Origin of the sequence: Chitinophaga sedimenti (assembly GCF_023156195.1) — a bacterium.
In the GTDB taxonomy this organism is placed as follows: Bacteria; Bacteroidota; Bacteroidia; order Chitinophagales; family Chitinophagaceae; genus Chitinophaga; species Chitinophaga sedimenti.
Window position 1 is genome coordinate 3,450,739 of the sequence record NZ_JAKUKA010000001.1, and the last position, 13,908, is coordinate 3,464,646.

The 13,908-nt window shown below is 50.0% G+C and carries 17 protein-coding genes; 3 read left to right on the plus strand and 14 right to left on the minus strand.

The annotated features are described in order from the left end of the window. The first annotated feature begins 5 nt into the window (after positions 1 to 5). Positions 6 to 608: a Crp/Fnr family transcriptional regulator gene (locus MKQ70_RS19610; RefSeq protein WP_248073654.1), complete on the plus strand. Its 603-nt coding sequence runs from the start codon at positions 6 to 8 to the stop codon at positions 606 to 608. On the opposite strand, the gene MKQ70_RS19615 is transcribed toward MKQ70_RS19610, so the two are convergent. The 5 genes from MKQ70_RS19615 to MKQ70_RS19635 all read right to left on the minus strand — a co-directional run bounded on the left by MKQ70_RS19615 (position 581) and on the right by MKQ70_RS19635 (position 3,664). Next, complete coding sequence (locus tag MKQ70_RS19615) at positions 581 to 1,384, minus strand: helix-turn-helix domain-containing protein (RefSeq protein WP_248073656.1); 804 nt, start codon at positions 1,382 to 1,384, stop codon at positions 581 to 583. The two genes, MKQ70_RS19610 and MKQ70_RS19615, sit on opposite strands and share 28 nt — an antisense overlap. 23 nt (positions 1,385 to 1,407) lie before the next feature. Next, positions 1,408 to 1,746, minus strand: coding sequence for an SDR family NAD(P)-dependent oxidoreductase (locus MKQ70_RS19620; protein ID WP_248073658.1), 339 nt, complete (start codon positions 1,744 to 1,746; stop codon positions 1,408 to 1,410). 11 nt (positions 1,747 to 1,757) lie between these two features. Then, entirely contained in the window at positions 1,758 to 2,399 is a 642-nt protein-coding gene (locus tag MKQ70_RS19625) for an SDR family NAD(P)-dependent oxidoreductase (RefSeq protein ID WP_248073659.1), read from the minus strand. Between the two features lie 192 nt (positions 2,400 to 2,591). Continuing rightward, entirely contained in the window at positions 2,592 to 3,020 is a 429-nt protein-coding gene (gene yiaA / locus MKQ70_RS19630; RefSeq protein WP_248073660.1) for an inner membrane protein YiaA, read from the minus strand. Positions 3,021 to 3,100: 80 nt separating this feature from the next. Then, entirely contained in the window at positions 3,101 to 3,664 is a 564-nt protein-coding gene (locus MKQ70_RS19635) for a Crp/Fnr family transcriptional regulator (RefSeq protein WP_248073661.1), read from the minus strand. Between the two features lie 382 nt (positions 3,665 to 4,046). Between MKQ70_RS19635 and MKQ70_RS19640 the strand changes: the two genes are divergently transcribed. Further along, positions 4,047 to 4,799, plus strand: a complete 753-nt coding sequence (locus MKQ70_RS19640; protein WP_248073663.1) for a hypothetical protein — start codon at positions 4,047 to 4,049, stop codon at positions 4,797 to 4,799. A gap of 44 nt (positions 4,800 to 4,843) precedes the next feature. Then, the gene (locus MKQ70_RS19645; protein ID WP_248073664.1) at positions 4,844 to 5,284 is read left to right on the plus strand and encodes a hypothetical protein; all 441 of its coding nucleotides are present in this window, start codon (positions 4,844 to 4,846) and stop codon (positions 5,282 to 5,284) included. A gap of 116 nt (positions 5,285 to 5,400) precedes the next feature. Here MKQ70_RS19645 and MKQ70_RS19650 read toward each other — a convergent pair whose 3' ends face one another. The 9 genes from MKQ70_RS19650 to MKQ70_RS19685 form a co-directional block, all read right to left on the minus strand. After that, positions 5,401 to 6,546 carry a glycoside hydrolase family 76 protein gene (locus MKQ70_RS19650; RefSeq protein WP_248073666.1) on the minus strand — a complete coding sequence of 382 codons (1,146 nt, stop codon included), beginning with the start codon at positions 6,544 to 6,546 and terminating at the stop codon, positions 5,401 to 5,403. An 8-nt stretch (positions 6,547 to 6,554) separates the two neighbouring features. Next, the gene (locus MKQ70_RS19655; protein WP_248073668.1) at positions 6,555 to 6,842 is read right to left on the minus strand and encodes a hypothetical protein; all 288 of its coding nucleotides are present in this window, start codon (positions 6,840 to 6,842) and stop codon (positions 6,555 to 6,557) included. After that, positions 6,839 to 7,042: a hypothetical protein gene (locus MKQ70_RS19660; RefSeq protein ID WP_248073670.1), complete on the minus strand. Its 204-nt coding sequence runs from the start codon at positions 7,040 to 7,042 to the stop codon at positions 6,839 to 6,841. Before MKQ70_RS19660 ends, MKQ70_RS19655 begins: the two co-directional genes overlap by 4 nt. Continuing rightward, on the minus strand, positions 7,024 to 7,677 hold the full coding sequence (locus tag MKQ70_RS19665) for a SusE domain-containing protein (protein ID WP_248073672.1): 654 nt from the start codon (positions 7,675 to 7,677) through the stop codon (positions 7,024 to 7,026). Before MKQ70_RS19665 ends, MKQ70_RS19660 begins: the two co-directional genes overlap by 19 nt. Positions 7,678 to 7,706: 29 nt before the next feature. Beyond that, complete coding sequence (locus MKQ70_RS38975) at positions 7,707 to 8,237, minus strand: RagB/SusD family nutrient uptake outer membrane protein (protein WP_308199089.1); 531 nt, start codon at positions 8,235 to 8,237, stop codon at positions 7,707 to 7,709. Further along, positions 8,180 to 9,166 carry a RagB/SusD family nutrient uptake outer membrane protein gene (locus MKQ70_RS19670; protein ID WP_282456614.1) on the minus strand — a complete coding sequence of 329 codons (987 nt, stop codon included), beginning with the start codon at positions 9,164 to 9,166 and terminating at the stop codon, positions 8,180 to 8,182. Before MKQ70_RS19670 ends, MKQ70_RS38975 begins: the two co-directional genes overlap by 58 nt. A gap of 162 nt (positions 9,167 to 9,328) precedes the next feature. Beyond that, positions 9,329 to 12,133 (minus strand): SusC/RagA family TonB-linked outer membrane protein, encoded by a 2,805-nt coding sequence (locus MKQ70_RS19675; protein ID WP_248073674.1) that lies wholly within the window; start codon positions 12,131 to 12,133, stop codon positions 9,329 to 9,331. 5 nt (positions 12,134 to 12,138) lie between these two features. Continuing rightward, positions 12,139 to 12,606, minus strand: a complete 468-nt coding sequence (locus MKQ70_RS19680; protein ID WP_248073676.1) for an STN and carboxypeptidase regulatory-like domain-containing protein — start codon at positions 12,604 to 12,606, stop codon at positions 12,139 to 12,141. 272 nt (positions 12,607 to 12,878) lie between these two features. Then, complete coding sequence (locus MKQ70_RS19685) at positions 12,879 to 13,889, minus strand: FecR family protein (RefSeq protein ID WP_248073678.1); 1,011 nt, start codon at positions 13,887 to 13,889, stop codon at positions 12,879 to 12,881. Between the last annotated feature and the right edge of the window lie 19 nt (positions 13,890 to 13,908).

Genomic DNA, 13,908 nt, shown 5'->3' on the forward strand with positions numbered 1-13,908 from the left:
ACTATATGACAGCTGACATTTTACAACTACTGGAAGATATCCACCCATTATCCGCCGAATGCCGGGATTATATACAGGGCAAAACCTACCGTCGTGTGTACAAACCAAAAGAAACGTTATTGAAAGAGGGACAAATCTGCAACAGCATCAGCTTTATTGAAGAAGGCCTGGTACGCGCATTTAATTGTACCGATAACGACACCACCTCATGGCTTATGGGCGAAGGTGACCTCATCATATCGGTGGAAAGTTTCTACCGGCGTGTGCCCAGCAAGGAGGTGATTGAAGCTTTGAAAGAAACAACCGTAGTGTGTCTGAACTACGACGACCTGCAATACATCTACAAACACTTTATCGAATTTAATTTTCACGGAAGATTTCTCACAGAGACCTATTATGTTCGTTCCGAGCAGGACAAACAACTACTCAAGCAAAAGACGGCATTGGAAAAGTATGCGCTGTTCATGCAGTTACATCCCGGTATGGTGAACAAGGTCGCCAATACGCTTATTGCCTCCTATCTGGACATGACACCGGAAACGCTCAGCAGGATAAAAAAGGAATACTATAAGCAACAACCTCAGGAAGCGAGTGTCGCCGGCGAATAGCCAAACTGCTTCTTAAACGCAAAGGAAAAGTGCGAGAGGTTTTCAAAGCCCACTTCATAGCAAACATCAATGGGCTTTTTCTTCTTTTCGACAAGTTGATAATGTGCCAGGTCGAGGCGTTTCTTCGTCAGCCAGCGCTGCGGCGTGGCGGCAAATGCCTTCTTAAAATCCCGTTTGAAAGTAGTGAGGCTTCTTCCCGTCAGGTACCCGAATTTTTCCAATGGCATGTTGAACATAAAGTTCTTCTCCATATACTCGGCCAGATCGATCTTTCCCGGCTCCTCAAAGTTAGCCAGTGTATTGTCAATATCCGCATCGATAGCGCGAAGGATCGATACGGCTTCAGTGAGTTTCAGATCGGCAATATCATTGGGCAGGTTGGTCATATCGAAATATGGGATCAGCGAAGACAGGCAGCTTTCCAACAAAGGGTGATTCGCATAATGCCTGATCCCGGCCGTATCTGCCTTCGCGGCTTTTACCTCCCGTTTGGCATAGAAGTTACGGAGCCATTCGGTCGTGAGGTGCATCACCACTGTTTTGTGCGGCAAACCATCCGATGGATAGTTAATAATCGTGGCCAGCTGGTTCCTTGGAATTAAAAAGATATCGCCCTTCTTGAATTGATAGGTGCCTTCCGGACGAACGATCTTTGTTTCTCCCGAAATAAACCAGATCAGCATATGATGCTCGAACATGATGTCCGATTTAAAAAACTTATCCTTATAAGAAGATAGTTTAATATCCGGGGTGATATATTTTGCCTGGTATTCCATAGTAACAAATGTAAGTGAAACGATTATTCTACCACAAATTGTAATCCTGTGAGCTGTTCGGCCAGTACCCAAAGGCGCTTTGCACTGTGTTCGTCCAGTGAATAAGGCTGCACACCGCGCTGATGCGGTATAACATCGATGGAGGCAATGTTACCGTCTTCGCAATATACTCCGCCAATATCATCTAACTGATGGCTGGTCGCAGCCCAAACCGTGGTGGCAGCACCCTGCGGAATGGTCTTTAATGCAGCCAGTACTTCCGGGCGCATATTGCCCTGCTCATCCGGGAACCCCATCTTCTGAAATAATTCTACAGGTGCTTCCCGGCCTAACTCCGTACCGCCAATAGAACACGGATGCACGGAAAAAGCCCTTACGCCATATGCTTTCGCGCGGTTATCCAGTCTACGGCAAACAGGTTAGTGGCGGTTTTGGATTGCCCATATGCCTGCAACGTTTCATACTCGCGGTACTCGAAATTCGGATCATCAAAATTAAAAGAAGCCATATGATGGCCAAGTGAAGAAACATTCACCACCCTCGCCCCTTTTGCAGCTTTAAGCGCGGACCACAACCTGGCAGTGAGATGGAACTGGCCGATAAAGTTGGTCGCCAACTGGGACTCAATACCTCTTGCATCTTTGCGCAGGGGCACCCACATAATACCGGCATTATTGATCAACAGGTGTAAAGGCCGGGCTGAGGAAAGAAACTTTTGCGCGAAGGCGTCTATGTCCTCAGGGCGCATGATATCCATCGCTTCAATTTCCACGTTAGCGATGCCCTGCAGGTTTTCTTTCGCCTTTTCCACGTTACGGGCCGGTACGATCACTCTGGCGCCGGCAGCGGCGAGTGTTTTAGTCGTTTCAAGACCAATACCGGTATTGCCACCGGTAACAATGGCCACCTTGCCGGAAAGGTCAATGCCTTTTATAACTTCCGATGTGGTGGCATGGGCGTTAAATCCTGTGTTCAGCGGATGTTGAAGGGCGCCCTGGTAGTTGTTCTGTATCATGTCAATTTGTTTTGTTGATACAAAATTAGGGCGCCGGGAATGGGTTGACTTTGTTTTGCGGACCGAATATGCTTTGTTTTGCGGGCCGCATTAACGCGGTCCTGGCCGCACTACCTACACGCAATCGGACCGGTTGGATCATTCAGCGACTGTTTTAGTATGATGGGTTATCAAAGCTGGATGAAAGGACGGCTACCCCTCAATTTTGCCTGCGTCTTCCCTGATCCGCGGCTTCGCGTCCCTTGTATTTTTTTGCACTGCAATGGCCGAAAAAAGGCTCAGCGCGTAGGACATGGCGTAAAAACCCTTTTCACTTTTCGTCATCTGCGCATTCCACAAACCTATCGTCAGCAATAATATCGCCAACAGCGTGCTAAACCACGATAAGCCATAGTAGATGTTCGTTACCGGTATACCTTCGAGCTGGTCGCGTACGGATTTCTGTACGGAGATAGCGGCGAACAGGCCGAACATCAACACGGTGAAATAATATCCTTTTTCATTCAGTTCCATTTCGGCGTTCCACAAACCAATGTTAAAAGCGATAATGCCGGCAAACAGGGCTACCCAGGAGGCGGCAATAAAGGCTACAGATGGTTGTTGCGTTTGTTTTTGTTCCATATAGGTTTAATTATGACAACAAAACTATTCCGCCGGAACTGCATCTTTTTGACAATAGTCAAATTCCCGCATGCTAAATGTTAAAGCCGTCCCCGTACGCGGCTCAGGGTTTCCTGCGATATACCAAGGTAGGATGCGATATGCCCCAGCGTGGCCCGCTCCAGGATGTGCGGAGCGTGCTTCAGCAACTGTTCGTACCGCTCCGCCGCCGTTTTAAAGTGGGCATTCACAAATCGTTCTTCCAACCGGATGTAATACTTCTCGTAGGCCATCCTCACCAACCGTTCCAGTTCACGGTGCTCGTCCATTAACGCGGTTAAAGCCTCTTTGGAAATGCCCCATAATACGGCGCCTTCCATCAGTTGCACATTTTCTACCGAGGGTTCTCCCGTAATAAAACTGTGGAAAGAGGTTACAAAATCGTTTTCAAAGCCAAACCAGTGAGTGATCTCTTTGCCTTCGAGGTTATAAAATCCCCGCAGGCTGCCGGATTCCAGGAAATAGAGGTGCCGGCATATGCGTCCTTCGGTGACCAGGAATTCGTTTTTAGGCAATACGGCCCGGGCGATGCTTCGCCGAAGCGCATGCAGTGCGGGTTCGCTAAGGTTATGGATTTGTGTCAGTTGTTCCAGCAATTTTTCCATCGGGCTAAAAATAGGGGAATTTGAAAATAATGTAACTTTTAGGGTGATATTTTCCCGGTTTCCGGCACTTTATAGTAAATCATGGCGGTTCTAAGGATATACGAAAGATGTGCACATCGCTTACCGCGAGCAGTAACGAATACAGGGCAACTCTTCCGGCTGATCAGCCAGAATACGGGACAGTGATACGAAACCGTGGACGAAGCATGTCGCCGCGATAAATTCATGGCCTCCGAAGAAGCAAAGGAGTTTGGGAAAGATTATCCAGCAGCGTACGTCCATCACCGTAACCGTACATTTCCGTATTACTACGCAAAAAAACGTTTTGCACGTCACCTACATTTGCCTACGGAAATCATACTTAAAACACCCCTCCCTCATCATGAAAAGTTTATCCGTAGTGCTGCTGACTGCCCTGCTGGCCGTTTCTGCCTGCAACAAAAATGACAACGACGACAACCCATTACCCACACCCGGCACCGGCGAAGTAACAGCGGTGGGGGTGCCGGATGGCGACTATCAATCCGGCGCGACGATTGGCGCGGCGGGTGGGACAATTGTCAGTCCCGACGATGAACTAACGGTTACGATTCCCGCCGGCGCACTGACGAGCAACCAGGAAATACGCATTACACGCATCACGAATACCAACCCGATGGGTATTAAAAATGGATACCGCATCACGCCGCACAATTTACAGTTCGCGAAACCGGTAACGATCACCTTTAACTATACGGACGAAGACATCGCCGGTTCTATTCCCGAAGCGCTCGGCATCGCGTACCAGGATGCAGCTGGCGTATGGCAGTCGATGCCCGATGTAACGCTCAACAAAACAGCCCAAACCGTGTCTGTAACGAGCACCCATTTTTCGGACTGGAGTTTCTTTGAGAGCTTTGAAATACAGGCGTCGTCCAGGTTCATTGGCCCGGGCGAAAGCGCGCAGCTGGAGGTGATCTCTCATGCAAATGTAGTAGGGCCGCTGACCGGCGAGCAGCCTATCGGCAAACGCCAAAGCATGACGGCGCAATTCATTAAGGGTTGGAGCCTGTCTGGTGCAGGTACGCTTACGCCCAACGGCGCAAAGGCCAGCTACAAAGCACCTGGTAAAGTACCTGCAGCGCCAACCCGGTAGCCGTATCCGCCGAAATAAAACTAAACCGTCCTGGTAAATTCCTGGTGATTACGCACATCACGATTGCCGATGATGGGGAAATTTCCGTACGGGTGAACGGCGGCGACTGGGTTACACAAAAAGCCACGGGCGCCACCAAATTCAGCGATGGCTATTATGCTGTAGCAGATGGTGATGGCGACGAAACAGGCCGCTACATCTTCATCCGCTGGAGAGGCGAAACGGGGACATTCGGGTTTAAAGCGCCGGATGCCCTTGAAGGCACGCACTCCCACTACCAGGTGAATGGTGGCAATACCTACACCTGCTCTTATATCTCAGGCGAACGACTTGTAACCAGCGGCGGTGGCGTTACCATCACGAGCATGGGAGAAAAAGGAACTTTCATTGAAGGTACGGTGGACATTAACCCTGCCGGATATGGCCCCATGCTGCTTAACACCGCGCATGTGGAAGCGAAGTTTAAGGTGCGCAGGAATTGGTAATTTATCTGGGATCATAAAAGCAAAACAGCGAATAAGTCTTACGACCTGTTCGCTGTTTTGCTTTTCTTGAGGTATGATCAACGGCGGATCACTTTCAACTAATGGATGCTATTTATTTAATCAACTAAATCAAGTGCTTTTAACCGCGCTGCCGCTTCAATCGCCATGGCGCCGCTCAGTTGTGTGCTCAGATCGGTACTGGTGACCATCGTCGTCCATTTAGGCCCGTAAATAACAGCGGGACGTGAGGTACCTTGCAACCATAATGTCTGTGCATTCAGGTACAGGAAATTCGCAAACTTGGTTTTGTCGGTGCTGCTCAAAGCGCCATCCGTAATCAACAACAGCAGGTTGCGCACCAGGATGCCTTTAAACAAGCCTCCATCGCCGCCACCTTCATCTTTCATGATATTGCCGGATGTAAAGTCGCCGGTTAATGAATTGTTCGCTGTTCTCAAGGCATCGTTCATGTACACGGCATCGCCGGTAATTTTATACAGTTCCACGCCTGCACCAATGTGCACCCCCTGGTTGTAGGTAAACTTCCAGGCTTTGTTGGTACCTGTACCGTCCAGTCCATCCCATACCAAACCGGTTACGGGATCTACCAGGTTGGTCTTTTGCCACTGGTAGATTTTTTTTGCCCAGTCGAGATCAACCGGATCGTGGTTCAGCTGGTACATGCGCGAAGCAATAATACTCGCGGGTGCATTGGCCGGGGTGTTTTTATTCGCCCGGTCTTTATTCCAGTAAATACCACCGCCCCAACGGTCGTCCCAGCCGCCTTTAATATCATTCCAAAGCAATTGCGCCGTGGTTTTGTAAGCAGGATCGTTAGTGGCTTCAAACGCGCGGATGCAGGCCAGCGCCATCCATTCCATATCATCATAAAAATGATTGATATAAGTGTTGCCATTCTGGGTTTTCATGCCCGCCAGCAATTCATCCATCCGCAATTTGATCTGCGGATCGTTGTTTTTGCGAAGGTACGCGTCAATCAACACGTCCAGGGCATGAGCATTACGCCAGTAGTGGAAGGTCGTTTTGCCGGAATTGTTTTCGTTATAGTACTTCCCGGAAGCGTTATAAAAGTTCGCGATCAGGGAGTTGTACGACGAGTCTGCGATCAGCGGCCAGTTATATACGTAGCTGGTTTTACCCGCACCCGGGCCCGGACCGTCATCCACCGGCTCTTTTAAGCAGGCGCTCAGCGAAGCGGCGGCCAGCACGGCGATCGATATTTGTTTCAGGTATTTGCGCATAAGCCGGGTTATTTAATGATTACTTCGTGTGTATAGTTTTTATCCGTTCTGAAAAGGATGTTCACATCACAGGCTTTGGTATCCACCTCTGTTCTGAACTTATAAGAGTTCTGCCAGCGATCGTTCGTTACAGGCCTCAGCTCCCAGAAGGAAAGTGCTGTAGTTGCAGTCGGACGCTGGTTATCGGCATTTGCGCTGCCCCACCATTCTTCGCCTGCAGTACCATTGTTCACCGTTTTCATACGGAATTTATAACGCTCGTCGCGGCCCCAGCTTTCCTGGCGGAAGGTGATCACCTGGTTGGTGGCGCTCCGGTACCGTTACCAGCGTAAGCTGCTTCGAACAGGAACATGTTGTCCGGTGCAAACCACAAACCAATCGTACCGATCTCGGTAGCAGTAGCGGTAGCGTTGTTGAAATCCAGGCGAATGCGGTATACTTTGGTGCCACCGGCCTGGGTATTTTCACCACCTTCTTTCAGCAGACCAGCGTCCATGGAAAAAAGTTAGGTGTACCGGTGTTGCGGTCCGCAAACTGGTATTTGCCATTTTTCAGCGAAGTATAAATTTCAAACACACCTGCGGTGGTAGATTTCATTTTCAGCGCGCTGCCAAGCGTGGCGCCGGCTTCAGTAGCTTCACCGGTCAGGAATACATCCACCGGAATTTCCGCAAACCCGTTCGGCCTTTCCACTTCGATCGTGCGCACTTCTTTCGCCTGCTGGATGTTGTAACCTTTGGAAGCGTACACTGTCCATTTAATTTTACCGGTGCCCAAAGCAGCGATGCCAGCTTTACCCGCCAGGCTGTTCAGGTCTTTATGTGACAATGTCAGTTTGTTCTGGATGCCGCCGCCATCGGAGGCTATTTTACCGATGGGATTAGAAAAGTCGCCGGTGGCTTTATCGAACGCCACTTCATACAGCACCAGGGAACCGTCCTGTGCGCGGGCCTGATCCCACTCGAAGCTAACAGCAGCGCTGGTAGCCGGTTGCAGTTTGGTAAATTTATCGTTTACCGGAGCAGTCAGCCTGTCAACAGGTTGAATGTTCACATTCATGTCGTAGTCGTCTTTACAGCCGGTCACTAAAGCAGCCAGGCATAAGGTAAAAGCGGTGATATATTTTTTCATAACAGCAATTGAAAATTTAGGTAGATGGATTATTGCCAGTCTGGATTTTGTCCCAGGTTTTTATTCTGATCGCGCTCGAACGTAGGCACAGGCCAGAGGTAGTGTTTAGGATCGATGAACTTGCGCACTTCCACAATGATATAGCCATTGGGGTCTTTATTAAACGCCCCGGAAGTCACTTTAATACCGCGAACAGGTCTGTTCAGCACGGCAGCCGCGATTTTCCAGCGACGGATATCGAAAGCACGTACACCCTCGAAGGCCAGTTCGGCCCGTCTTTCACGTTTAACGATGTCTAACAGCTGCGCCTGCGTAGCGCCGGCCGGAAACTCCGTAGCGCCTGCGTCCGCAAACTTTGCACGAATGCGCAATGCACGCACGGTTTTGTCCCAGGTAGCCTTGTCCATCACCTGCGTTTGCGCCATCGCTTCGGCATACATCAGCAGTACATCCGCATAACGTATCAGTGGCAGGTTCAGGCCGGAGTTGTAGTTTGGCGCCGTTAAATCTGCAAACTTGCGGAAATAATAACCGGTTGGCGAGGCGCCCTGGTCGTCCACGCTATTAGTAGCCGGCGTAGAACCCGGTTGCGTGAGGATCGTTTGTGTTTTCCTTCAACATCAACGATCGTGGAACCATGACGGATAATTGTCTGTTCCATACGGGGATCCCTGTTCACATAGGGTGTATTTTCGTTGTACCCGGACCCGGTTTCACCGATCGCTTTACCATTGGTCATGATGTAATCGTCCACGAGATCCTGTGTAGGCACCAGTGTTGCCCTCAGCAGCGACACGGTCTGCGGCAGGAAGCTGCGCTGTGTGCTGAAAGTACGGCCGCCGCCGTATTGCAGGTCCAGGATGACTTCATTATTGAACTCTCCGGATGTTTTAAACAGGTCGGCGTAGTTGGCTACAAGGCCATAAGTTCCGTTAGACGTAACATTCATGAGGGCTTCGCATTCCTTTTTCACCTCGGGCCATTCGCCGGTAAAGGTGCGGATGCGGGCAGTGAGGGCAATCGCCGCGCCGCGGGTGATGCGGCCACGATCTTTTTCAGCGTACTCCGTATTGGTAGGCAGATCGTTGCGGATCTCCGACAACTCTTTCAGAATAAACTCCAGTACAGTTGCTTTAGGTGTACGCGCAATGGTTTTCGCTTCATCAATCGTAATGAGATTGGTATAAAACGGCACATCACCAAACCAGTTCACCAGTTCAAAATAAGAATACGCACGGATAAAACGCGCTTCAGCCACGATACGCTTTTTCAACGTCGGGTCCAGGTTCGGAACGCGGTCGATGTTGGTGGTAACGATATTACATTTGCGGATCGCCCGGAAGCGGTATCCCCACTCTTCATTCACGCGGCCGTTTGCCTGGTCGTAACTACCGCCCGCCACCAGTGATACACCGTTGAAGCCGGTACCCGACACATAAGCATTGTCGCTCAATGCTTCATTACCAAAAAAGAAAAAGTCGTTCGACATGTTTTCGTAACAGCTGGCAAGCGCATCCAGCGCGTCTGGGCGTCACGCCAGTAAGCTTCGTCGGTGAACTCGCGCGTGTTGGGCTGGTCCAGTTTACGGCAGCCGAACAATAGCGCGGAACAACATATGATTAAGAATACTTTCTTCATAAATCTTTATTTATCAGAATTTGATATCCAGTCCAAATGCGAACGTAGCAGCATTGGGATAGTTACGGCCTGCAATAGCATTGTAGTTGGTCATGGCCAGCTTGTCGTCGAACTGCGTAAATTCGGGATCTACGCCAATTTCACGGAAGCGGCGGGGCGTAAACGTCAGCAGGTTCTGGCTGGTGAAGTATACACGCGCACCTTGCAGTTTCACAGCGCTGGTTACATTTTTAGGCAATGAATAACCGAATTGCAGGTTTTTCAACCGCAGGTATTTGGTATCAAACATCCAGTAATCGGAATAAGCAAAGTTGTTCGCATTTGCCGTACCAATGGTCAGGCGTGGATAAGAAGCCTCCGGGTTGGTGGGCGTCCATCGGTCCAGGTGCTGCACCATTGCATGGTCTTCGTTATTGTGAAATGCTTCCACGATATCACCGCGCAGGTACTGTGAACGTTTACCCACACCCTGCCAGAACATGGTAAAGTCAAAGGCTTTGTAAGTAACGTTGTAAGTGAAACCAAACGTGTAGCGCGGGAACGGATTGCCAAACACAAAACGGTCATCGGCATCAATTACACCATCTTTGTTACGGTCGATGTATTTCACGTCGCCGGGCTCTACCTGCTGGTTGAAGGCGAAGGGTACCCTTGGCGCATTTTTAATATCGTCTAAATTCTGATACAGTCCATCCGATTTATAACCGAAGTAAGAAGCGATCGGGAAACCTTCACGGATAATGAAGGTAAGGTCGGAACCGCGAATCGATTCCTGGCCGAACTTTATTACTTTGTTCAGGTTATCAGAAACACTTGCATTGATGTTGTGGTTAAATTTGCCGGTGCGGGCGCGGTAAGCTACCGCCAGTTCCCAGCCTTTATTTTCCACTTCACCTACGTTCTGAATAGATGATCCGATACCGGCAGTACCAGGCACTACCTGCGCCAGGTAAATACCAGTTGTACGTTTGTTGAAGAAGTCGTACGAAACGGTCAGCGCATTATTGAACAGGTCTACATCCACACCATAGTTGCTCATGGTAGAAATTTCCCATTCCAGGTTTTCGTTGAAAGCAGTGAAATCGGCGCCGTTGTTACCGGTGTTATTAAAAGGATACCTGCCCTGGCTCAGGTTCACACGTGCCAGGTAGTTAAATCCGCCGATATTGGAGTTGCCCACCTGACCCCATGAATAACGCAGTTTCACGTTACCGAAGCGGTTTTTCACCTCTTCGAGGAAGGCTTCATCCGTCAGGCGCCAACCCAGTGAAAATGCCGGGAAGAACTGCCAGCGGTGACCCGGAGCCAGTTTGGAGGAACCATCATAACGCCAGGTGAACTCAGCCCGGTATTTATCGTCGAACACATAGTTCGCACGGCCAAACAAGGAGTTCAGGGCGTAGAGGTTAGGATTTACGATGTCGTTGTAAGTGCCGATCTTATCGTAGTTGAAAGTACCATCAGCATTCGGGATATAACCGCCGCCAATAGCCCAATCGTCGTCCAGGTTGGTAGTACCCATACGGTTGGCACGCAGTCCATAACCTTCGTTGATGGCATCACTGCGGGCGCCGACCTGTCCTTTTACATAATGCCTGCCAAAGGTATTTTCATACTCGGCAGTGGCGTAAACGTTTGTTGTCAGGTCTCTGAAAGCCGTTGCGTCATACTGGTTGTAAATCGGCGGGTTAGCCGTTGTATAATACGGCGCATACGTATACTTATTCTGACGACCGGTACCGGTGTTGATCGTGTAATTACCGGAAGCATTAAAGTTGATCTTAAAATGCTCCACCGGTGTGATGGTAACATCGAGGCCACCCAGGAGGTTATCGCGGTCTGTGCGGTTATAACCACCATACTCCAGCTGTGCGAACACGTTGTTACTGTTCAAAGCCGGCACCACATAATTACCGAGGGAATCCTTGATTGCATAAATACGTGGTGTACGCATCGCATCGCGGATCAGGAAGCCGATATCCGCTCTTTGTTTATTGAAGTTGGATTTGCTGTAAGCCAGGTTTACACTCGCTTTCACCCACTTGCTCAGGTCTACGGATACATTTGCACGGGCGTTATAGCGTTTGTAATTCAGCTCCAGGTTATCGGGCAGGTGGCTGTTATGCAACATGCTTCCCTGGTTGATATAACCCAATGATAACAGGTAGCTGCTGTTTTTACCGCCACCGGTTACATTCAGACTATGATTTTGTTGCGGTGTAAAATCGCGGATCATTTCGTCGAGGTAAGCGGGCTCGGAGCCGCGTTGTTTCCAGGCGGCAATATCGCCGGGGGCGTACTGCGGCGTTTTACCGGAGTTCACGAGCGCCTCGTTCTTCAGCGTCATGTATTGCCAGCCTTCTACCTGGCGGGGCAGGGCCGTTGGCATCTGCCAGCCATACATACCGTTATAGACTACCTGTGGCGCCTGGTCCTGTTTACCTTTTTTAGTAGTGATATAGATAACACCATTTGCCGCCTGTGAACCATAGATCGCGGAAGACGCCGCATCTTTCAACACGGAAATACTTTCCACATCGTAGGGATTCAGGTTCTGTAAACCATCGTTACCCGATTGCACACCGTCGATAATGATCAGCGGCGCATTACCGGTTAAAGAGCCCACGCCACGAATGTTTAATGTCATCCCCGCACCTGGCTCGGCAGAAGCCTGCTGCAGCGTAAGGTTGGGTGCATTCCCCTGCAAAGCCTGGAACATATTCGTTACGGGCCTTCCTTCAATATCTTTTGTAGAGATGGTGCTGATCGCTGCGGTTACCTGTTTCTTTTTCTGGGAACCGTAAGCGGTGATCACCACTTCACTCAGGTCTTTTTGTCGTTGCCCATCAGCACAGTCAGGCTGGTACGCCCGTTGATGGCGATCGTTGCGGGCGAAAACCCTACAGACGTGCAAAGCAGCGTGCCATTCATGTCTGTCGACGGAATATTGATGGTGAAGTAACCCTCCTCATTGGTTACGGTACCAATGCTTGGATTACTCTGCAGGCGGATGTTTACTCCGGGAATACCTTCGCCGTTATCGCTTACCACCCGACCTTTCACGGCCACGGTTCCCTGCTGAAAAAGCGTTGCGGCGGGTTCGTTTCCCGGTTTCAAAATGATTTTATCGCTGATCAGTTCAAAGCGGATGTCTAGTGGCGACAATACCATCGACAACACCTCTTCCAGCGATTTGTCCTTTACATTTAATGAAATCTTTTGCGCCGCGCTGATATCGTCGTTCGAAAACACGAACACATAGGGCGTTTGCTGCTCAATTTTCTCCAGCACTTCGGCCAGGCGCGCGTTTTTACCCGGAGGCTGATTTTTCTTTCAAGTGGTTTGGGAGTTTCCTTTTCCTGTTGTCTGGGCGCCGCGCCACGGATGGTGCTTGCGGCATAGGTCTGCTGTGCTTTCAGTTCTGCCACGCCAACTATCAGCAGGCTGGCCATAAACGCGGAACACAACGAACGGAAAAGCCCCTTGTTCGGTAGCGGTCTTTTCATAACGTTTTTTGCAGTTGATTTTTAAGAAGCGTTGATTGTATATGTTTTCAAACGTGTTTATTTGCTGATCATCACCAGGCTGTCGGTAATGACGTACCGGAATGGCTTTGACCGGGACAGGTAATACAAAATATCCTGCAGGTTGTTATCCTTAAAGGCGCCTGTAAGCCGGAAGCTTCGCGGCTCATCGGATGCGAACTGCACTTTTTTGCCAAAGGTCCGTTCCAGTTCCAGGCAAATGTCTTCCAGCGCTATATCTTTAAACACCAGGCGGCCTTCCGTCCATGCCTTTTCATCTTCGGCAGATGTGACAACCTTGGTGAGGTCACCGCTCGTAGCCCGGTAGGTTACCTTTTCATCGGCCGTTATCAGAATAGTATCCTGCTTATCCGCAGTTCTGGGAATAAAAGCGACTTTACCCGTTGTTACGGAGGTTTGTACGGGTTCATTTTCATATGCCCGCACATTAAAAGAGGTGCCCAATACTTTCACCATGCCCTGCGACAGGTGTACGACGAAAGGCCTGTCGGCCCCGGCCACCACGTTAAAAAACGCTTCACCTGTGAGGTATACTTCGCGGCTGTTCTTCCCGAATACCGGTGGATATTGCAATTTACTATCCGCATTCAGCCACACTTTACTGCCATCGGCCAGTTCAATCACCGCGCGGGTAGCTTTCCCGTTCTGGCGGCTTAACCACTGGCTGGTATCCGTTGTAACAGCGACCATTTGACGCTTCATATTGCCTTTGGGCCAGAAGTTCACGCCGGCAACAATAGCGCCCGTCAGCACGGCCGCAGCAGCCATCCATCGCCAGCGCAGTACGCGTGGTGCAGGAGTTCCCTCACGATCACCGCGTATTTTCCGGAGCGTACGTTCCAGCGCCTGTTCGGTATTTGCCGCCCGGTGCGCAGAAGATGCCGTAAAGTATTGCTGTAACAACTGGAACTGCGCACGCATGCGCTCATCGCTCCGCAACAGATCTTCCAGCTCCAGCAATTCCTCCGCAGTGGCCTGTCCGGCCAGTTTCCTGGCGACCATTGAAATGAATTGTTCTTCGTTCATCATATAATTGTGAGCTGTTGTC